Here is a 19,646-nt window from a genome sequence, read left to right as displayed (position 1 = left end):
AGGGGGTTTAACCCGCGCCCTTGCGCCCCTATTTGCGGCGCAGGACGAGAGGGGAGCGCGCAAGCGTGAGCGAGAACGAAATCGACGAACTGCGCAGCCGCTTCGCGCGCGAGGCGATGGCGTTGATGGAACGCACCGGCGAGGAAGTGTCGCGGGCGCGGCTGGCTGCCGAACTCGGCGTTGCGCGGGCGCGGGTCGATTCGGTCTTTCCCGGGGATGGCGATCTGTTCGAGGCGATTACCGCCGAATGGTTCGCGCCCAAGCTGCGGGTGATGGACGAGGTGATGGCCTCCGACCTGCCGCCCCCGCGCAAGATGTACGAATTCTTCGGGCGCCGGTTCATCCTGCTGCGGCAGAACTTCCGCGACGATCCCGCAACCTTCAACCTCTATGTCGAGATGGGCGAACGCTATTTCGACTACGCCCGCAGCTATATCGATCTCGCCGACCATTATCTGTGCGAACTGATCGCCGAAGCGCAGGCCGACGGATACCTCGAAGGGCTCGAGGTCGACACCGCGATGTCGATCATCAACCAGATGGTGAATTGCTATCTGCAGCCCTACATGATCGCCATGATCGACGACCGGCTGACCGAAGAAAAGCTGGCCCTGATCGTGGGGGCGATCTTCGGTGGTCTCGATGCCAGCGATGGCGGCGTGCGCGGAACGAAGGATATCCGCGCGGCGTAATCAGCTCTCTTCGCGCGGCCCCGCCGGGACGACTGGGGGTTCGCGCTGTTCGGCGAAAATGCCCCAGGCGGCGAGAAACAGGCCGCAGACCAGCGGGCCGACCACGATCCCCGACAGCCCCATGAGCGCAATGCCGCCAAGCGTCGTCACGAGGATCAGCCAGTCGGGAATACCGGTATCGCGCCCCACAAGGATCGGGCGCAGGACGTTGTCCGCCATCCCAATCAGCGCGACGCCGGAAACAATCACTACCACGCCTTCCCACAGCGCGCCGGTGGCGAGCAGGTAGATCGCGGCGGGCACCCAGACGATCGCCGGGCCCAGCGCGGGCAGCAGTGAGGCGATTGCCATGATCACGCCGAGCAGCAGCACCGAGGGAAGGCCGACGATCCAGAAGGTCAGCGCCCCCAGCGCGCCCTGTACCAACCCGACCACGACCGATCCTTTGATCGTCGCGCGCACGATGGTGAGGAAGCGTTCGGCCAGCCGGTTGGCGACCTGCCGCTCCATCGGCAGCGCGGCGATGATCGCCTGGCCGATTGCGCGTCCGTCGCGCAGCAGGAAAAAGCCGACATACAGCGCGATTGCGAAGGACAGCACGAACCCGAACACGCTTCCGCCCAAGGCGATCGCCTGTGTCGCGATCAGGCCGAGACTCGCCTGCACAAACGCAGTCGCGCGTGCCTGCACCTCGCCGAAATCGCCGAAGCCTGCGCTGTCGAGCGAAGCCTGGATATTGGTCGGGAGTGCGGCGAATATCTGTGCGAAATACATCGATACGTCGATATTGCCTTCGCGGAAGGCGACATAGAGGCCGGCCGCCTCCTCGACCACCGCACTGCCAATCCACAGCGCTGGAAGCACCACCGCGAACAGGATCACCACGAGGCTGGCCAATGCCGCCTGCGTTTCTTTGTCGGGCCGCCGCACGAGGAACCAGCGGTAAAGTGGCTGGAACATGATGCCCGCCAGCGCCGCCCACAGCATCGGGGTGAGGAATGGCAGAACCACCGCCAGCAGCGCAAGCGAGACCAAACCGAGAAAGAGCAGGAAACCGCCCCGCTCGGTCGCCGATGTCGACTGCCCCCCGCCCACCGCGTCAGACGTCCAGATTGGCCACGTTGAGCGCGTTGTTCTGGATGAACTCGCGGCGCGGTTCGACCACGTCGCCCATCAGGCGAGTGAAGATCTCGTCGGTGACGTCGGCATCCTCGACCTTGACCTGCAGCAACGCGCGATTGTCCGGATCGAGCGTGGTCTCCCACAATTGCTCGGCGTTCATTTCGCCCAGACCCTTGTAACGCTGGATCTTCTGGCCCTTGCGGCCGGCCGCCATGACCGTCTCGAGCAGCTGGGTCGGCAGGGTGATCGCATCATCGGCGAGGATCGGTGCAGCCTCCTCGACATCGCTGCTGTCGACCTCTTCCACCGGCTCCGCAGCACCGCTGCGGACGAGCCGCACGGGCGAAGTGTAGACGTCGGCGAAATCCTGCGCGATGCGGTGCAGCTTGCGCGCTTCGGCGCTGTCGAGGAAGGCCGGGTCGATCTCGTGAACGTCGGTCACTCCGCGCCAGATGCGGTTGAGACGGACCTTGCCGTCTTCGCCGATCTCGGCGCTCCAGCGCGCTTCGGGATCGCCCATCTGCAAATGCGCGGCGGCCCGGTCGAGCGCCGAGCGGCGGTCGCCATTCGGTTCGAATGCGCCCGCCAGCGCCATCGCCTCGATCAGGTCGGTCTTGTACTTGCGCGGGACGAAGCCGAGCATATTGCGCATCCGCAAACCATGGTCGACCAGCGCTTCGAGTTCGCCGCCGGCGTGGGTCGATCCGCTCTGCGATTCGAGCATGCGCCCGTCGAGGCCCTGCGCGATCAGATAGCGATCATAGGCGGCCTGGTCCTTGAGATAGACTTCGCTCTTGCCGCGCGCGACCTTGTACAGCGGCGGCTGCGCGATGAAGAGGTGCCCGGCCTTGACGATCTCGGGCATCTGCCGGTGGAAGAAGGTCAGCAGCAGCGTGCGGATATGCGCGCCGTCGACATCGGCGTCGGTCATGATCACGATCTTGTGGTAGCGCAGCTTCTCGAGATCGAATTCGTCGCGTAGCCCGGTGCCCATCGCCTGGATCAGCGTGCCCACTTCCTTCGAGGAAATGATCCGGTCGAAGCGCGCGCGCTCGACATTGAGGATCTTGCCCTTGAGCGGCAGGATCGCCTGCGTCTTGCGGTCACGGCCCTGCTTGGCGCTGCCCCCTGCCGAATCGCCCTCGACCAGGAAGAGTTCGCAGTTCGCGGGGTTGCGGTCCTGGCAGTCGGCCAGCTTGCCCGGCAGCGAGGCGATGCTCATCGCGCCCTTGCGGCTCATTTCGCGCGCGCGGCGCGCGGCTTCGCGGGCGGCGGCGGCGTCGATGACCTTCTGGATGATCGCCTTGGCTTCGGCCGGGTTTTCCTCCAGCCATTCGCTCATCTTCTCGCCCATCAGGCTTTCGAGCGGCGAACGCACTTCGGAACTGACCAGCTTGTCCTTGGTCTGCGAGGAGAACTTGGGATCGGGCAGCTTGACCGAAACGATCGCGGTCAGGCCTTCGCGCATGTCTTCGCCCGACAGCGAGACCTTCTCCTTCTTCAGCATCCCGCTGGCGCTGGCGTAATTGTTCAGCGTGCGCGTCAGCGCAGTGCGGAACGCGGCCAGGTGCGTGCCGCCGTCGCGCTGGGGGATGTTGTTGGTGAAGGTGAGGACGTTTTCGTAATAGCTGTCGTTCCACTCGAGCGAGACGTCGATGCCGATGCCGTCCTTTTCCGCGCTCACCGCGATCGGTTCGGCGACCAGCGGCTGCTTGTTGCGGTCGAGATATTTGACGAAGGCGGCAATCCCGCCCTCGTAGAACAGGTCGTGTTCCTGCGTTTCCTCGTGGCGCTTGTCGCGCAGCAGGATCCGCACGCCCGAATTGAGAAAGGCGAGCTCGCGGTAGCGGTGCTCGAGCTTCTCGAAGTCGAATTCGATAACATTCTTGAAGGTATTTTCGGACGCCTTGAAGGTGACGCGGGTGCCCTTCTTGAAGCCGTCCTCGTCGGGGTTCTGTTCGACCCGCGGGGCATCGCCGACGACGCGCAGACTTGCGACCGCATCGCCATGCTCGAAGCGCATCCAGTGTTCCTTGCCGTCGCGCCAGATCGTCAGTTCGAGCCATTCGGACAGCGCGTTGACCACCGACACGCCCACGCCGTGCAGGCCGCCCGACACCTTGTAGGCATTGTCGTCGCTGGTGTTTTCGAACTTACCGCCCGCGTGAAGCTGGGTCATGATGACCTCGGCGGCGGAGACGCCTTCGCCCTTGTGCATGTCGACCGGGATGCCGCGGCCATTGTCTTCGACCGAGACCGAGCCATCGGCATTGAGTTCGATCAGAACGAGGTCGCAATGCCCCGCCAGCGCTTCGTCGATGGCGTTATCCGAGACCTCGAACACCATGTGGTGGAGGCCCGATCCGTCATCGGTATCGCCAATATACATGCCGGGCCGCTTGCGGACCGCGTCAAGGCCCTTGAGGACCTTGATCGAATCTGCGCCATAACCGGGTTTCTTCGGCGCTTCGGCGCCCGTGTTTTCAGGGGTTTCGTCCATAGTGAGCATATAGGCGTTCGGAGGCGGATTTCCAAAGTTTCGCGGGCGATTTTACCCACAGATTGCCGCTGCTCCGGTTTCGACTGCAACCGGTTGATTTCGAAGCGGCAAAGGCGCATCTCGCGGCCATGCTATCGGTGCTCGACATCTTCCGGATTGGAATCGGTCCTTCCTCCTCGCACACGGTCGGGCCGATGCGCATCGCGCGCACCTTCGTGCGGGCGCTGGCCAAGTCGGGCAAGCTCGACAGGACGGCGCGTGTCACGGTGGAATTGCAGGGCTCGCTCGCGCTGACCGGTGTCGGACATGGCACGCTCGATGCGAGCATCCTCGGCCTGATCGGCTTCGCGCCCGACACGACCTGTCCCGACGACGCCGCGGCCGCGCTCAAGCGGGTGCGCGAAGATCGGCGGCTGGTGCTGGGGGGCAAACGCGAGATCGCTTTCGATCCGGCAGCCGATATCGACCTTGCCGGGCATATCATTCCCGATTTGCATCCAAACGGGATGAAGCTGGCGGCCTTCGATGCCGCTGGGGAGCGGCTGTCGAAGCGGACCTATTATTCGACCGGTGGCGGATTCGTCGCTTCCGAAGCGCAATTGCAGCGCAAACCCAAGGACGACCGAATCAATACGGGCACGCGAGTGCCGCATGATTTCGGTTCGGCTGAGGAATTGCTTGCCGCCTGCGCGCAGGCCGGTCTGCCGATCGCCGAGCTGATCCTCGCCAATGAAGACGCTTTCCGCCCGCGCGAGCAAACGCTCGAGGGGATCGACCGTGTCGCCGCCGCGATGGACCAGTGTATCAATCGCGGCCTGCGCCAGCGCGGTATCCTGCCCGGCGGGCTCAAGGTGGCGCGGCGCGCGCCCGACCTGTGGGACAAGCTGTCCGCCAATCCGCAATCGAACGAGCGCGAGCAATTGTTCGACTGGCTCAACTGCTATGCGATGGCGGTCAACGAGGAGAACGCCGCCGGGGGCCGCGTGGTCACCGCGCCGACCAACGGTGCTGCGGGGATCATCCCCGCGGTCATCCGCTTCTACTGCACGACCACCGGCGACGGCCCGTGCCGCGACAGCCGTCGCACCTTCCTGCTGACCGCCGGCGCGATCGGGCTGCTCTACAAGCAGCGCGCGAGCATTTCGGGCGCGGAAATGGGGTGCCAGGGCGAAGTGGGCGTGGCCTGCTCGATGGCTGCCGGGGGGCTGGCGGCGCTGTGGGGGGCCTCGCCCGCGCAAGTCGCCTGTGCGGCGGAGATCGGGATGGAGCACAATCTCGGCCTGACCTGCGACCCGGTCGGCGGGCTGGTCCAGGTGCCCTGTATCGAGCGCAATGCGATCGGCGCGGTCAAGGCGGTCAATGCCGCGCGGCTCGCGCTGCACCGGACCGAGGCGGAGACCTGCGTTAGCCTCGACCAGGTGATCGAAACAATGCGCCAGACCGGCCTCGACATGTCCTCGAAATACAAGGAAACGAGCCAGGGCGGGCTCGCGGTCAATGTGATCGAATGCTGATGCTGCTCGTCGTGCTGGTGGTTTCGGGCGCTCTGGTCGCCGGGGCGGCATGGGGCATATACGGCAAGCTCCCCAACCGGGTCGAAGGATTCCTCGTCGCGCTGGCGGGCGGCGCCTTGCTGCTTTCGGTGACGAGCGAATTGATCGAACCCTCGATTGCCAAGAGCAGCGTGTTCCACGCCATGCTCGGCGTGGGGGCTGGCGCGATCGTCTTTGCCGTGGCGGACTATCTGATCGACGAAAAATGGGGTTCGAATAGCGGCGGCGGACTGTTGGCCGCTATCACGCTCGACGGCATTCCGGAAAACCTTGCGCTGGGTGTCGCGCTGATCGGTGCGGGCGGGATGGAAGTTGCCGCGCTTGCAGGATCGATCCTGCTGTCCAACCTGCCCGAAGCCGCGGGCGGCGCGCGCGCCATGACCTCCGACGGGCGCTCCAAAGGCACCGTGATGCTGCTGTGGATCGGCACCGCAGCGTTGCTCGCGCTCGCGGCAATCGTCGGCAATCTCGCGCTGGCCGGGGTCGGCGAAGGCACGCTGGCGGTGATCCGCTGCTTTGCCGCCGGGGCAGTGGTCGCGAGCCTTGCGACCGAAGTCTTCCCGCGGGCTTTCCGCGAAGATCGCCACTGGGCGGGCATCGCCACTGCGCTGGGCGTCATTCTCGCATTTTCGCTCGGCAGCCTCGCCGGCGGCTAGACAGCGCCGCGCGCCGCGATAGGGTGCGCCGCATGGGAGAGACACAAAGAGCAGCGCTGGCCGAAACTTTCGGCAGCTTTCCGCACATCATCGCCGCCAATGCCGCCGCGCTGGACAGCCAGATCGCGATGCGCGACGACGAGGGCGAGCTGAGCTGGGCCGCGCTTGGCGAGCGGGTCGAGCGGATCGCCGCGCGGCTCGTCGCAGACGGGCTGGAACGGGGGCAGGCGGTGGCGATCCTCGGCTATTCCTCGATTCCCTATGCGCTGGTGTTCCTTGCCGCGGTGCGCGCGGGCGGGGTGGCCGCGCCGCTGACCACCAGCGCCAGTCCCGACCAATTGGCGGGCATGGCGCGCGATTCGGGTGCGCAGCATATCTTCATCGACCGCGCAAAGCTGGCGGAACTGGGCGAGGATTGCTTCCCGGGCATGACGCGGATCGTGCTCGACGAGGAACTTGCAGACTGGATGGCGCCCGCAGGCACGCAGGCGCCCGAATTCCGGCCGCAGCCGGGCGATCCCTTCAATATCATCTATTCCTCGGGCACGACCGGCGTCCCCAAGGGCATCGTCCATTCGCACCAGATGCGCTGGCGGCAATTCGCCAGTACGGCATCGAGCTGGCTGGAAGGCGGCCTGCCCGTTCGCACGCTCGCCTCGACGCCGCTCTATTCGAATACCACCATGGTCGCGTTCCTGCCGCCGCTGCTGGCGGGCGGGACGGTGCGCGTGATGCGCAAGTTCGACGCCCTGCGCTGGCTCGAATACGCGCAGGCGGACCGCACCACCGCGACCATGCTCGTCCCGGTCCAGTACCGGCGCTTGATGGAAGAGCCGCGCTTCGACGAATTCGACCTGTCCGCCATGCAGCTTAAATACTGTACTTCGGCGCCCTTCCCGGCGGAATTGAAGCGCGAGGTGCTGGCGCGCATGCCGGGTGCGCTGATCGAGATCTATTCGATGACCGAGGGCGGGGTCGTGTGCCTGCTCGAGGCGCACAAGTTTCCCGACAAGCTGCACACGGTGGGCCGGCCCGCGCCGGGCAGCGAGCTCAAGGTGCTCGACGATGCGGACCATCCGGTCGCGCCGGGTACGCCGGGCAATCTGATCGGCCGCAGCCAGACGATGATGGCGGGGTACAAGAACCAGCCCGACAAAACGCGCGAGGGGTATTGGACCGACCCGGAAACCGGCGATGTGTGGCAGCGCATGGGCGATATCGGCCGCGTCGATGCCGACGGTTTCGTCGAACTGGTCGGCCGCGCGAAGGACATGATCATTTCTGGCGGGTTCAATATCTTCCCGGTCGATCTCGAGGATGAATTGTCCAAGGAAGCCGATGTGGTCGAGGCCGCGGTGATCGGCGTGCCCAGCGCGCGCTGGGGCGAAACCCCGGTCGGGTTCGTGACGCTGGCGGAGGATGCGCGCGATTGCGAAGCGATTCGCGAAGCGGTCAATGCGCGGCTGGGCAAGACCCAGCGGCTGGCGCAGCTCCATAGGATCGCGGACATGCCGCGCAGCCATATCGGCAAACTGCTCAAGACCGATCTGCGCGAAGAGGCCGATCGGCGCGGCCTGCCCGACTGAACGGGCGGCGCAGCGCTTCGAGACGCGGCGCCGACTTCTTGGGGGGAGGGAGAGGAATGTCGGCGGCCGCGTCTCTACTCGCTGCCATATCGCCTCGCCGGTGCGGAGGGCCGGTGGCCGGCCGCCGTGGCGAGGAAGGCCAGAAACGCGGCTGCTTGGGGGGCCGACGCTTCTGTAAATCGTCCGGGACGGGAGTGTCAGGGTTCACCGTCCGGCTGTGAGGCGTGTAATAATCTTACTCGGCGGCGAACGAAAGTGAGAAAACTTTGAAAGATGTTGCGATTTGCGCAACCAAGCTTTCGCGCCTCTACCGTCCCGTATCAAAACGAACGGTGCCGCCAAGACCAAGGTCGTGGCGGCACCGGAATATCCTGCAGTCGCGCGTGCAGGAAAGCGGTTTAGCGGGCCTGCGCCAGCTTTGCCGAGGTCTTCAGCGTGATCATCTTGCGTGCCGATGCGACCAGCGAGGCCTTGCAGCGACGATCATAGGAGAAGGCGTTGACCGACAGCGCGTCGGGATGGGTGCAGGCGGCTTCGGCGGCATCGGCAACGCGTTCGCGCAGGACTTCGACCTGGTCGGGATCGCGCAGGTCGAGGTCGTTGAATGCGACTTCGATGCTGACTTCGCTGCGTTCGGCCTGTGCCGGGGTGTGGACGAGTGCGGCAGCGACGAGGCTGGCGGCGAGAAACTGGTGATACTTCATGAGCGTCTCCTGGGGTAAAGGTTATCGCTCTTCAGGCATCCTCGGCCTTGTTCTTGATCGCGATTGTGCATCGCAACATAGGTGTTCGCAAGTGCAAAATACGCGACGATACGTTGTAAGCGATGCATCTTCGCCGCGGCCCGCGCGATATGATCGGCCCGGTGGCTGCGAATGCTGGACAGGCGAGGCGCGCTGCCCTTATCGGGACCCATGCAGGCAGAACACCTCCCCGATTCCATCCTCATCGTCGATTTCGGCAGCCAGGTCACCCAGCTCATCGCGCGCCGCGTGCGCGAGGCCGGCGTGTATTCCGAGATCGCCCCCTTCATCCAGGCGGAGGAGGCATTCCACCGGCTCCAGCCCAAGGGTATCATCCTGTCGGGATCGCCCGCCAGCGTATGCGACGAAGGCAGCCCGCGCGCACCGCAGGTCCTGTTCGACAGCGGCCTGCCGATCCTCGGCATTTGTTATGGCCAGCAGGTAATGACCGAGCAGCTCGGCGGCGAGGTTCGCCCGGGGCATGAAACCGGCGAAGGCGGCGAATTCGGCCGCGCCTATCTCACCGTGTCGGAACAGTGCGCGCTGTTCGACGGGCTGTGGCAGACCGGCGAGCGGCACCAGGTGTGGATGAGCCATGGCGACAAGGTCACCCGCTTCGCCCCCGGCTTCGGCATCGTCGCCACCAGCGACGGCGCCCCCTTCGCGGTCATCGCCGACGAGAAGCGCCAGTATTACGGCACGCAATTCCACCCCGAAGTGGTCCACACGCCCGATGGCGGCAAGCTGCTTGCCAATTTCGTGCGCCATGTCTGCGGGCTCGCGGGCGACTGGACCATGGCCGAGTTTCGCCGCACCAAGATCGCGGAAATCCGCGAACAGGTGGGTGACGGCAAGGTCATCTGCGGTCTTTCGGGCGGGGTCGATTCGGCGGTTGCTGCAGTGCTCATCCACGAAGCGATCGGCGACCAGCTGACCTGCGTCTTCGTCGATCATGGCCTCATGCGGATGAACGAGGCCGAACAGGTCGTCACGCTGTTCCGCGACCATTACAACATCCCGCTGGTCCATGTGAATGCGGAGGAAATGTTCCTCTCCGGTCTCGCGGGCCAGACCGACCCCGAAAAGAAGCGCAAGTTCATCGGCGGCGCTTTCATCGACCTGTTCGAGGCCGAAGCGAAGAAGATCGGCGGCGCCGATTTCCTCGCGCAGGGGACGCTCTATCCCGATGTGATCGAAAGCGTCAGCTTCACCGGCGGCCCCTCGGTCACGATCAAGAGCCACCACAATGTCGGCGGCCTGCCCGAACGCATGAACATGAAGCTGGTCGAACCCTTGCGCGAACTGTTCAAGGACGAGGTGCGCGAACTGGGCCGCGAACTGGGCCTGCCCGAGATCTTTGTCGGGCGGCATCCCTTCCCGGGGCCCGGCCTCGCGATCCGCATTCCCGGCGAAGTCACCAAGGAGCGCTGCGACATCTTGCGCAAGGCCGATGCGATCTATCTCGAGGAAATCCGCAACGCCGGGCTCTACGATGCGATCTGGCAGGCCTTTGCGGTGCTGCTGCCGGTCAAGACCGTCGGGGTGATGGGCGATGGCCGCACCTATGACAGCGTCTGCGGCCTGCGCGCGGTGACCAGCACCGATGGCATGACCGCCGATATCTATCCCTTCGACAGCGCCTTCCTCAGCCGCGTCGCCACCCGTATCATCAACGAGGTGCAGGGCATCAACCGGGTGGTCTACGACTATACGTCGAAACCCCCCGGCACGATCGAGTGGGAATAGGCGCGGCAAAACCGCGCGGCCCGGCTGCGGCTGCGCGCCCGTTCGGGCTCGCGACGGTTCTCGTCCTCGCCAGCCTCGCGGTGCTGGCCTTTGCCGGCAATTCGCTCATCGCACGCTATGCGCTTGCGGGAGGGGGGATCACGCCGATCGCCTTCTCGGTGGTCCGGCTGGCGACCGGGGCGATCGTCCTCGCCCCGCTGCTGTTGGGGCGCGGCGGGACATGGAATTTCGGCGGCGGGCTCAGCCTGTTCGCCTATGTCGCGATGTTTTCCTGGGCCTATGTCGAGCTGCCCGCGGCGACGGGGGCGCTGATCCTGTTCGCCGTCGTCCAGGCGACGATCCTGCTGGCCGGCATAGTCCGCGGCGAACGGGTGGGCTGGCTCGGGTGGACGGGGCTGGTGCTTTCGCTCTCGGGTCTGGCGGTGCTGCTGGTCCCGCAAGTGCAGGGCGGACGACTGCTGCCGTCCGCATTCATGGCGACCGCCGGGATTGCTTGGGGCGCCTATACGATGATCGGGCGGGCGTCCGCCGGTGCGGGCCGCTATACGGCGCGCAGCTTTGCCATCGGCGCGGTGCTCGCGCTGCCGTTGCTAGCCTTCGACATGACGATGCCCGAAACCCCCGGTCTGTTGCTCGCGATGCTGTCGGGTGCGGTCACCTCGGGGCTTGGCTATGTCATCTGGAACCGCGTTTCCCCTTCGTTGGGACTGGCGACGCTGGCGACCGTCCAGCTGGCCACGCCCTTGGTCGCGGCGCTGGGCGGCATCGCCCTGCTCGATGAACTGGTGACCAGCGAACTGATCGTTGCCGGGGTGCTGATCGTGACCGGCATCGGCCTGACGCTGCGGCGCTGACCGATGCTGCCGCTGGGTCCCGATCCGCGCACGGAAACGCTCCGCCACCTGCAGGCGCTACTGGTCCAGCGTTTCGGACATATCGAACGCGCGGCCGCGGAATGGCGCCAGCCCGAATGGGTGCTGGTGCAAGGCGTGATTGGCGCGCGGACCAAGTCCGAGGTCTCGAACGCCGCAACCGACCGGCTGCTGCAGCGCTGGGGCAGCTGGGAGGCGGTGGCCACCGCGCCGCTCGAAGACTTGCAGGCCGAGCTCGCGACGCAGACCTATCCCAATGTCGCGGCCGAACGCCTGCAGGCGAGCCTCGCGGCGCTCATCGACCTGCGCGGCGCGGTAGACCTCACGCATCTCGCCGAGCTGGACACCGAAGCGGCGATGGACTGGCTCGAACAGCTTCCCGGTGTTGGCCGCAAGATCGCCGCCGGGGTGATGAATGCCAGCACGCTCGACCGCCGCGCGATCGTGCTCGACGGCCACCACACGCGCATTCTTCAGCGCATGGGGCTGGTGCCGCCCAGGGCGAGCACCGCGCGGGCTTTCGCCGCGATTATGCCCGCCATGCCCGAGGACTGGTCGGGCGCGCAGTTCGACGAACATCACCTGCTGATGAAGAAGCTTGGCCAGACCTGGTGCCGCCCCTCCGCCCCCGACTGCCCCAATTGCGCCGCGCAGGCGCTGTGCGAGACGGGTCGCCGCCGCGCCTGATTGCGGCGCGTGCCAGCTTGCGCCACAAGGGTCGGCAATGAAGCGTATCGGCTCGATCCTCCTGTGGTCCGCAATCGCGGCGGCATTCATCGGGCCGGGCACGGTCACGGCGGCTGCCAGCGCGGGGGCGAACACCGGCGCGGCGCTGCTGTGGGCGATCCTCTTCTCGGGCATCGCCACCTTCACGCTTCAGGAATTTGCCGGGCGGCTGGCGGTCGCCACGGGCGACGATCTGGCGACCGTGCTCCGGCGCCGATACCCGACAGGTTTTGCGCATGTGGCAACGCTGCTGCTTGTCGGCGGTGCGATCCTGCTCGGCTGCGCGGCCTATGAAGCGGGCAATATCCTCGGCGGCGCGGCGGGGGCGATGCTCGCCTTCGACGGGCCGCGCGCAGGCGTTACGCTGGGTCTGGCGGCAGCGGCTGCGCTGATGCTGCTGGCCGGATCGCCGCACAGCGTCGCGCGGCTCATGGCGGTGTTCGTCGCGCTGATGGGGGGCGGCTTCCTGCTCGTCGCGCTGTCGCTGGCGCCGCCCGCCCCCGTGCTGCTGGCGGGCCTTGTCCCGGCACCGGGTTTTGCCGACGATCCCGCTGCATTGCTCGCGGTGCTGGCGTTGGTGGGGACGACGGTGGTGCCCTACAATCTGTTTCTCGGCGCTGCGCTGGCGCGCGGGCAGGGGCTGGGAGAGATGCGCTTCGGCCTCGCCATTTCGGTCGGGCTCGGCGTGGTGATCACTGCGGCGATCCTGGTGGTCGGCACGGCGCTGGTGGGCGAGTTTTCGTTCGCGGCGCTGGGCGATGTGCTCGATGAACGGGTCGGCGGCTGGGCGCGGACGGGTGCCGGGATCGGGCTGCTCGCGGCAGGCATTTCCTCCGCGGTCACTGCCCCGCTGGCAGCCGCGCTCACCGCGCGCGGACTGTTCGGCAAGGCGGATGACCCGCGGTGGCAGGCCCGTGGCTGGCGTTTCCGCGCGGTCTGGGGCGCGGTGCTGCTGGTCGGGCTTGGCTTTGGGCTGGCCGAAATCCGCCCCGCTCCGGCAATCCTCGCCGCGCAGGCCTTCAACGGCATATTGCTGCCGCTGGTCGCGCTGTTCCTGCTTGCAGCGATGAACGACGCTGGGCTGCTGGGCGAGCGGGTCAACGGCCTGCTGGCGAATGGCTTCGGCCTGCTGGTGGTGGGGGTTGCCGCCATGCTCGGCCTGACCGCGCTGGCGCGCGCTACGGCGACGCTGTTCGGCTTCGATCTGCCCGACCCGGGCCTGATGCTACCCGCCTTTGCCCTGCTCGGCGTGTTCACGGGCCGCGCGGTCATGCGCCGCGCGGCGCTTTAACCGGGAAAGGCTACTCCGGTCAGTTCTTCCGACTTGCGCCACAGCGCTTTAGCCAAGTCCTCGTCGCGGATATGCGGCCAGCAGCCGCCCGCGCGCGGGTTTTCGGGATCGGCGGGGACGGCGATGTCGCAATCCTCGCAATAGACGCCGCCCTTGCCTTCGAGGAGCGGGGAAACCGCGCACCACACGCTGGTCGACGCGCCTTCCTCGGTCGATTTGAAGGCTTCGTGGACATTGCCTTCCTCGTCATACCAGCCCATCGCGCGCTGCTCTTCCATCGTGAGGTGGCGCTGGAGCGGGGTCGCAATACTGCCCGGGTGGACGGCAAAGGCGCGCACGCCCTGCGCTTCGCCCAGCTTGTCGAGCTGGAGCGCGAACAATGCATTGGCCGACTTGGCCTGCCCATAGGCCAGCCACTTGTCATAGTCGCGGCGCTCGAAGTTGGGATCGTCGAGGTCGAGCCCGTTCAGCCGGTGCCCGATCGAGGACAGCGCCACCACCCGCGCGCCGCCGTCTGCCAGCAGCAGCGGCCACAGCCGCGCGGCGAGCTGGAAATGGCCCAGATGGTTGGTCGCGAATTGCATCTCGTAGCCACGCGCATCGCGCGCCAGCGGACTGGCCATGATCGCGGCATTGTTGATGAGGATGTCGATGGTCGCGGTTTCCTCGGCGACAGCTTCCGCAAAGGCATCGATCGAGGCCGGATCCGACAGGTCGAGCGGCAGGATGGCGATATCGCCGCTCACCCCTTCGAGGACATCCTCCGCCTGGTCGGGTCGCCGCGCGCCGACGATTACCTGCGCTCCGGCCCCGGCCAGTGCGTGGACGGTTTCGGTGCCGATGCCCGAATAGCCGCCGGTGACGACCACGGTCTTGCCCGCCAGATCCACGCCCTCGACCACTTCGCGCGCGGTGGAGCGATAGCCGAAGGGCGAATTCACGGGGGCTTGCGGGCTGGTCATCTGGCTCTCCTCGGAAAAAGAGAGCTATGCCCCCCGCGTGGCAGGCTGGCTACCCCTGCGAGGATCAGCCCTCGGCGTCGACCTTGGCATAGGGGATGAACTCGTCGAGGAAGATCACCCCGCTGAGGAAGCCGCCGGTGCGGCTGACCAGTTCGATCTGGTCGGTGCGGCACAGGCTGGTGGCGCTGAAGCGCTTGATCACCATCACTTCGCTCTCGTCGATGCTCTCGGGATTGCGCGTGTAATTGACCCAGATGGTGTCGCCGTCGCGATAGGTCAGCGCGGTGCCGTCGATCTGGTTGAGATTGCGGCTGCCGATGGTGCGAATGCAGTCGCGCGGCTCGCCCGCGACGCGGCCCTCGAGCAGTTTGGCGAGTTCGGCCTCACCGCGGGTCATATCCTCGGTTTCGTCGGCCTGGACGGGCGCGGCAAGCAGGCCGAGCGCGGCAGTGGCAATGGCAAGCGGCTTGAACATGGCGAGTCTCCTGATGAGCGGCGGATACTGTGTCACACCGCCTGAACCTGCGCTGAGTCGACGCGCGCGTGGGTCAGCCGGTTCCGCCCACGGTGATGCCGTCGACCAGCAGGGTCGGCTGGCCGACGCCCGCGGGCACGCTCTGCCCGCCCTTGCCGCACATGCCGACGCCTTCATCCAGCGCCATGTCGTTGCCGATGCCGCGCACCTTGGTCAGCACGGTCGGACCGTCGCCGATCAGCGTCGCGCCCTTGATCGGCGCGACAACCTTGCCCTTTTCGACCTTGTAGGCCTCGGTGCAGGCAAACACGAACTTGCCGCTGACGATATCGACCTGCCCGCCGCCGAAGCTGGTGGCATAGATGCCGTCGTCGACGCGGCTCAGCAATTCCTCGGGATCGTCGCTGCCGCCCTGCATGAAGGTGTTGGTCATGCGCGGCATGGGAGCATGTTCATAGGATTGGCGGCGCCCGTTCCCGGTCGCCTCGACACCCATCAGGCGGGCGTTGAGGCGATCCTGCATATAGCCCTTGAGGATGCCGTCCTCGATCAGCACGGTCTCGCGCGTGGGTGTGCCTTCGTCGTCGATGCTCAGCGATCCGCGGCGATCGGTCATGCTGCCATCGTCGATCACGGTGACGCCGGGGGCGGCGACGCGTTCGCCGATGCGCCCGGCAAAGGCGCTGGTGCCCTTGCGGTTGAAATCGCCCTCGAGCCCGTGGCCGACCGCTTCGTGCAGCAGCACGCCGGGCCAGCCGGGGCCGAGCAGGACGGTCTGCTCGCCCGCCGGGGCGGCTACGCTGTCGAGATTGACCAGCGCCTGGCGGACCGCTTCGTCGACCGCGCGCATCCAGCGCCCTTCGTCGAACAGATCGTCGTAGAGATAGCGTCCGCCAAATCCGAAACTGCCGGTTTCGCGGCGGCCGTTGGCTTCGGCCACGATGCTGACGTTCAGGCGGACCAGCGGGCGAAGGTCGCGCGCGGTGAAACCGTCGGCGCGGATGATGTCGATCGCGCTCCAGCTGGCCGACAGGCTCGCATTGACCTGCGCGACGCGCGGATCCTTGGCGCGCGCGACCGCGTCGATCTTTTCGAGCAGCGCGACCTTCTCGGCGAAGGGCACGAGGTCGAGCGGGCTGGCATCGGTATAGAGATGACGGTTGGTCCGCTCGGGCGGCGCGGCATGCGGCGAGGTGGTCGCGTCGAGCAAACGCAGCGTCTCGCCGGCGCGGGCGATCGAGGCGGCGCTGATCTCGTTCGCATGCGCGAAGCCGGTCGTCTCGCCCGACACGCCGCGCAGGCCGAAGCCCGAATCGCGGCTGTAGTCGGCGGTCTTGAGCCGTCCGTCATCGAAGGCGAAACTCTCGCTCGCCATGAATTGCAGGTAGAGCTCACCGTCGTCGCAGGGGGCCAGCAGGCGCGCGGTGAGCGCCTTGGCTTCCTCGGGATCGAGCTGGTTGTAGAGCAGGGCGTGCGGGTCGGTCGCTGGCGTCATGCACCCTATGTAGGGGCTGGCGCCGGCGAAGGCGAGGGGGTCAGCGGTGGCCCGGGTCCGCGCCTTCGGAAATATCCATCAGCTGCGACTGGTCGACCCCGTCGGCGGGTCCGCCTTCGAGCACGAAGCGGCGATCGCAATAGCCGCAGTCGACATAGCCATGCTCGTCGATCTCGAGATAGATCTTGGGGTGGCCGAGCGCGGCGGGTTTGTAGTTCGCACCCGTCCTGATGTCGGTCGCGCCGTCGCACCACACGCGCCGCGTGGTGACCTTGGTGATTTCGGGAGGAGGCAGGCTCATGCGCAAGCCGATAATGGGTTTGACGGAGCTGCTCAAGAGCCTAGGTCACGCGGCATGACCACCCCACCTGCGATCAAGATCGACAATCTCGTCAAGGAATATGCCTCGCCCGGTCCGGGCGCGCCGGCCAAGCTGGCGCTCAAGGGGGTCAGCTTCGATGTGCCGCAAGGCGGCATTTTCGGACTGCTGGGCCCCAATGGCGCAGGCAAGTCGACGCTCATCAACATCCTTGCCGGGCTGGTGCGCAAGACCAGCGGCAGCGCCGAGGTCTGGGGTTTCGATATTGCGGGCAATCCGCGCAACGCCAAGCGCTCGATCGGGATCGTGCCGCAGGAAATCGTCTTCGATCCCTTCTTCACCCCGTTCGAAGTGCTGGAGAACCAGGGCGGCTTCTACGGCATTCCCAAGGCCGAGCGGCGCAGCGAGGAACTGCTCAAGGCGGTGCATCTGTGGGACAAGCGCGATGCCTATGCGCGCACGCTGTCGGGCGGGATGAAACGGCGCCTGCTGATCGCCAAGGCGATGGTCCATTCGCCGCCGATCCTCGTGCTCGACGAGCCCACCGCCGGGGTGGATGTCGAATTGCGCCGCCAGCTGTGGGAGCTGGTGACCGAACTCAACCGCGAGGGCGTGACCGTGGTGCTGACCACGCATTATCTCGAGGAAGCCGAGCAGCTGTGCGACCGCATCGCGATCATCAATCACGGCGAACTGATCGCCGACAAGCCGACTCGCGAACTGGTCGACATGGCGCGCGAAAAGATCGTCTCGATCACGGTCGACAAGGATCTCGGCGGGCCGATCATGGAACCGGCTTTCACCAAGGCCGAAGTGATCGAGCCGCGGCGGCTGGAGATCACCTATGACCGCGACAAGACGAGCGCAGGGCAGGTGCTCGCGCTCGTCCAGTCGCACGGTTATGCGATCGAGGATGTCACCACCCGCGAAGCCGATCTGGAGGACGTGTTCGTCCAGCTGACCGGCGCGGGATAGGCCTGCGCGTTACAGGAAGGCGCGCGGCCCGAGCCCTGCGTCGCGGACCTTCTGCACCGCCCACAAATGCGGTTCGACCTCTTCCATCGGTGCCTTGCACTTGCGGCAGCGCCCGACCTGCTGCCCGCTGACGCGCGTTACATTCGCGTTGTCGACGCTGTGCCTACCCAAGGCACAGCCGATACGTCCCAAAGTCATGATCTTGCGACCCTTCCAAACCCGTTGTTTTGTCCCCTGTCGATTCGCGCCCTAGTGCAGCAAGCGGCTGACAATAACCTCGCTGCGCCGAATCGTTCCTTGCTTGCCGCGTAGTGATTGCGTCGGCATGACGCGAGCATGACAGACACCCCTTACGACGTCCTCGTCATCGGTTCGGGCGCTGCCGGACTTACCGCCGCGCTGGCGCTGGCGCAGACCAAGCGCGTGCTGGTGCTCGCCAAGGGCCGGCTCGACAGCGGCTCCACCGCCTGGGCGCAGGGCGGCATCGCCGCCGTGCTCGACGCGGGCGACACGTTCGACAACCACATCCGTGACACGATGGTCGCCGGGGCGGGTCTCAACGACCAGGAGACGGTCGAGTTCGTGATCGAACGCGCGCCGGCCTCGATCGACCGGCTGTGCGAGCTGGGCGTGCCCTTCAACCGCGAGGAAGGCGACCTGCACCTGACGCGCGAAGGCGGGCATTCGCACCGCCGCATCGTCCATGTGAACGATGCCACTGGCTGGGCGGTGCAGGCCGCGCTGCTCAAGGCGGCGGAGGAAAATCCGAACATCACGCTGCTGCCCGGGCAAAGCTGCATCGACCTGGTCACCGGGCGCAACCAGGCGGATTACTCGGGGTCGGGCCGCGTGTGGGGTGCCTATGCGCTCGACGAGGCTACCGGTGACGTGGTGACGCATGTCGCGCGCGCGACCGTGCTGGCGGCGGGCGGGGCGGGGCGCGTGTACCAGTTCTCGACCGCGCCGCGCGGCGCGACGGGTGACGGGATCGCCATGGCATGGCGCGCGGGCGCGCGGGTCTCCAACATGGAGATGATGCAGTTCCACCCGACCTGCCTCTACAATCTCGAGGTCAAGAATTTCCTCATTACCGAGGCCGTGCGCGGCGAGGGCGGGCGGCTCTTCAACCCCGTCACGGGCGAGCGCTATATGGAGAAATACGACCCCGAGCGGATGGAGCTGGCACCGCGCGATATCGTGGCGCGCGCCAATGACGACCAGATCAAGCGCCATGGCCTCGACTATGTCCATCTCGATATCAGCCACCAGCCGCCCGAATTCGTGAAGGAGCATTTCCCAACGATCCACGAAAAGCTGCTCGGCCTCGGCATCGACATGACCAAGGGGCCGATTCCGGTGGTGCCGGCGCAGCATTATACCTGCGGCGGGGTGAAGATCGGGCTCGATGCGAAGACCGACCTGCCGGGTCTGTGGGCGGCGGGGGAATGCACCGAAAGCGGGCTTCACGGTGCCAACCGGCTGGCCTCGAATTCGCTGCTCGAGTGCTTCGTTTTCGGTGAGGCGGCGGCCAAGGACATCCTGTCGTGCTGGGACGATCTCGATGATCCGCCCGCGATCCTGCCGTGGGATGCCAGCCGCGTGACCGATTCGGACGAGGAAGTGGTGATCAAGCAGAACTGGACCGAGATCCGCCGTTTCATGTGGAACTATGTCGGTATCGTGCGCACCACCAAGCGCCTGGAACGTGCGGATAACCGGATCGAGATGATGCGCAAGGAAGTGGAGGACTATTACGGGTCGTTCCGCGTCACCACCGATCTGATCGAGCTACGCAACCTGCTCGATTGCGCGGGGCTGATCGTGACCAGCGCGCTCAAACGCCACGAAAGCCGCGGGCTGCATTACATCATGGATTATCCCGCCACCGATCCAGTCGCGCGCGACATGGTGTTGGTGCCCTGACGAGACACCC

18 protein-coding genes are annotated in these 19,646 nt (G+C 66.1%); 10 read left to right on the top strand and 8 right to left on the bottom strand.

The features are described from left to right. Window positions 1–65 precede the first annotated feature (65 nt). Window positions 66–692, top strand: coding sequence for a hypothetical protein (locus V6B15_RS12000; RefSeq protein WP_334201390.1), 627 nt, complete (start codon window positions 66–68; stop codon window positions 690–692). Here V6B15_RS12000 and V6B15_RS11995 read toward each other — a convergent pair whose 3' ends face one another. Together V6B15_RS11995 and gyrB are read right to left on the bottom strand one after the other, a co-directional pair. After that, the gene (locus V6B15_RS11995; RefSeq protein WP_334201389.1) at window positions 693–1,787 is read right to left on the bottom strand and encodes an AI-2E family transporter; all 1,095 of its coding nucleotides are present in this window, start codon (window positions 1,785–1,787) and stop codon (window positions 693–695) included. Between the two features lie 4 nt (window positions 1,788–1,791). Continuing rightward, complete coding sequence (gyrB, locus tag V6B15_RS11990; protein WP_442969025.1) at window positions 1,792–4,323, bottom strand: DNA topoisomerase (ATP-hydrolyzing) subunit B; 2,532 nt, start codon at window positions 4,321–4,323, stop codon at window positions 1,792–1,794. A 119-nt stretch (window positions 4,324–4,442) separates the two neighbouring features. On the opposite strand from gyrB, the gene V6B15_RS11985 reads away from it, so the two are divergent. Genes V6B15_RS11985 through V6B15_RS11975 form a run of 3 tightly spaced genes read left to right on the top strand, consistent with a single transcriptional unit; the run spans window position 4,443 to window position 8,109 of the window. Beyond that, on the top strand, window positions 4,443–5,828 hold the full coding sequence (locus tag V6B15_RS11985) for an L-serine ammonia-lyase (RefSeq protein WP_334201387.1): 1,386 nt from the start codon (window positions 4,443–4,445) through the stop codon (window positions 5,826–5,828). Further along, window positions 5,822–6,523: a ZIP family metal transporter gene (locus V6B15_RS11980; RefSeq protein ID WP_334201386.1), complete on the top strand. Its 702-nt coding sequence runs from the start codon at window positions 5,822–5,824 to the stop codon at window positions 6,521–6,523. The genes V6B15_RS11985 and V6B15_RS11980 overlap by 7 nt, the downstream gene beginning before the upstream one ends. 32 nt (window positions 6,524–6,555) lie before the next feature. Continuing rightward, window positions 6,556–8,109, top strand: coding sequence for a class I adenylate-forming enzyme family protein (locus V6B15_RS11975; protein ID WP_334201385.1), 1,554 nt, complete (start codon window positions 6,556–6,558; stop codon window positions 8,107–8,109). A gap of 398 nt (window positions 8,110–8,507) precedes the next feature. On the opposite strand, the gene V6B15_RS11970 is transcribed toward V6B15_RS11975, so the two are convergent. After that, window positions 8,508–8,813 (bottom strand): UrcA family protein, encoded by a 306-nt coding sequence (locus tag V6B15_RS11970; protein WP_253521556.1) that lies wholly within the window; start codon window positions 8,811–8,813, stop codon window positions 8,508–8,510. Window positions 8,814–9,023: 210 nt separating this feature from the next. Between V6B15_RS11970 and guaA the strand changes: the two genes are divergently transcribed. Genes guaA through V6B15_RS11950 form a run of 4 tightly spaced genes read left to right on the top strand, consistent with a single transcriptional unit; the run spans window position 9,024 to window position 13,487 of the window. Beyond that, entirely contained in the window at window positions 9,024–10,598 is a 1,575-nt protein-coding gene (gene guaA / locus V6B15_RS11965; protein WP_334201384.1) for a glutamine-hydrolyzing GMP synthase, read from the top strand. Next, window positions 10,589–11,452 carry a DMT family transporter gene (locus tag V6B15_RS11960; protein ID WP_334201383.1) on the top strand — a complete coding sequence of 288 codons (864 nt, stop codon included), beginning with the start codon at window positions 10,589–10,591 and terminating at the stop codon, window positions 11,450–11,452. Before guaA ends, V6B15_RS11960 begins: the two co-directional genes overlap by 10 nt. Before the next feature lie 3 nt (window positions 11,453–11,455). Continuing rightward, window positions 11,456–12,157, top strand: coding sequence for an endonuclease III domain-containing protein (locus tag V6B15_RS11955; RefSeq protein WP_334201382.1), 702 nt, complete (start codon window positions 11,456–11,458; stop codon window positions 12,155–12,157). A gap of 37 nt (window positions 12,158–12,194) precedes the next feature. Then, window positions 12,195–13,487, top strand: a complete 1,293-nt coding sequence (locus V6B15_RS11950; RefSeq protein ID WP_334201381.1) for an NRAMP family divalent metal transporter — start codon at window positions 12,195–12,197, stop codon at window positions 13,485–13,487. Here V6B15_RS11950 and V6B15_RS11945 read toward each other — a convergent pair. The 4 genes from V6B15_RS11945 to V6B15_RS11930 all read right to left on the bottom strand — a co-directional run bounded on the left by V6B15_RS11945 (window position 13,484) and on the right by V6B15_RS11930 (window position 16,720). Next, window positions 13,484–14,449 carry an oxidoreductase gene (locus V6B15_RS11945; protein ID WP_334201380.1) on the bottom strand — a complete coding sequence of 322 codons (966 nt, stop codon included), beginning with the start codon at window positions 14,447–14,449 and terminating at the stop codon, window positions 13,484–13,486. The two genes, V6B15_RS11950 and V6B15_RS11945, sit on opposite strands and share 4 nt — an antisense overlap. Window positions 14,450–14,513: 64 nt before the next feature. Continuing rightward, complete coding sequence (locus tag V6B15_RS11940; RefSeq protein ID WP_334201379.1) at window positions 14,514–14,924, bottom strand: hypothetical protein; 411 nt, start codon at window positions 14,922–14,924, stop codon at window positions 14,514–14,516. Between the two features lie 73 nt (window positions 14,925–14,997). Then, on the bottom strand, window positions 14,998–16,419 hold the full coding sequence (gene tldD, locus V6B15_RS11935; protein ID WP_253521572.1) for a metalloprotease TldD: 1,422 nt from the start codon (window positions 16,417–16,419) through the stop codon (window positions 14,998–15,000). Window positions 16,420–16,459: 40 nt separating this feature from the next. Next, window positions 16,460–16,720 carry a zinc-finger domain-containing protein gene (locus V6B15_RS11930; RefSeq protein ID WP_253521574.1) on the bottom strand — a complete coding sequence of 87 codons (261 nt, stop codon included), beginning with the start codon at window positions 16,718–16,720 and terminating at the stop codon, window positions 16,460–16,462. Between the two features lie 54 nt (window positions 16,721–16,774). Here V6B15_RS11930 and V6B15_RS11925 point away from each other — a divergent pair, with 54 nt between their 5' ends. Beyond that, window positions 16,775–17,713 (top strand): ABC transporter ATP-binding protein, encoded by a 939-nt coding sequence (locus V6B15_RS11925; RefSeq protein ID WP_320181449.1) that lies wholly within the window; start codon window positions 16,775–16,777, stop codon window positions 17,711–17,713. Window positions 17,714–17,722: 9 nt separating this feature from the next. Here V6B15_RS11925 and V6B15_RS11920 read toward each other — a convergent pair whose 3' ends face one another. Continuing rightward, window positions 17,723–17,911: a hypothetical protein gene (locus V6B15_RS11920; RefSeq protein WP_253521579.1), complete on the bottom strand. Its 189-nt coding sequence runs from the start codon at window positions 17,909–17,911 to the stop codon at window positions 17,723–17,725. Between the two features lie 138 nt (window positions 17,912–18,049). Between V6B15_RS11920 and nadB the strand changes: the two genes are divergently transcribed. Then, on the top strand, window positions 18,050–19,636 hold the full coding sequence (gene nadB, locus V6B15_RS11915; RefSeq protein ID WP_334201378.1) for an L-aspartate oxidase: 1,587 nt from the start codon (window positions 18,050–18,052) through the stop codon (window positions 19,634–19,636). Window positions 19,637–19,646: the final 10 nt, after the last annotated feature.

Source organism: Qipengyuania sp. Mu-71 (assembly GCF_036867055.1).
GTDB lineage: Bacteria > Pseudomonadota > Alphaproteobacteria > Sphingomonadales > Sphingomonadaceae > Qipengyuania > Qipengyuania profunda.
The sequence above is the reverse complement of the archived record's forward strand: the minus strand, read 5'-3'. Positions and strand labels throughout refer to the sequence as shown.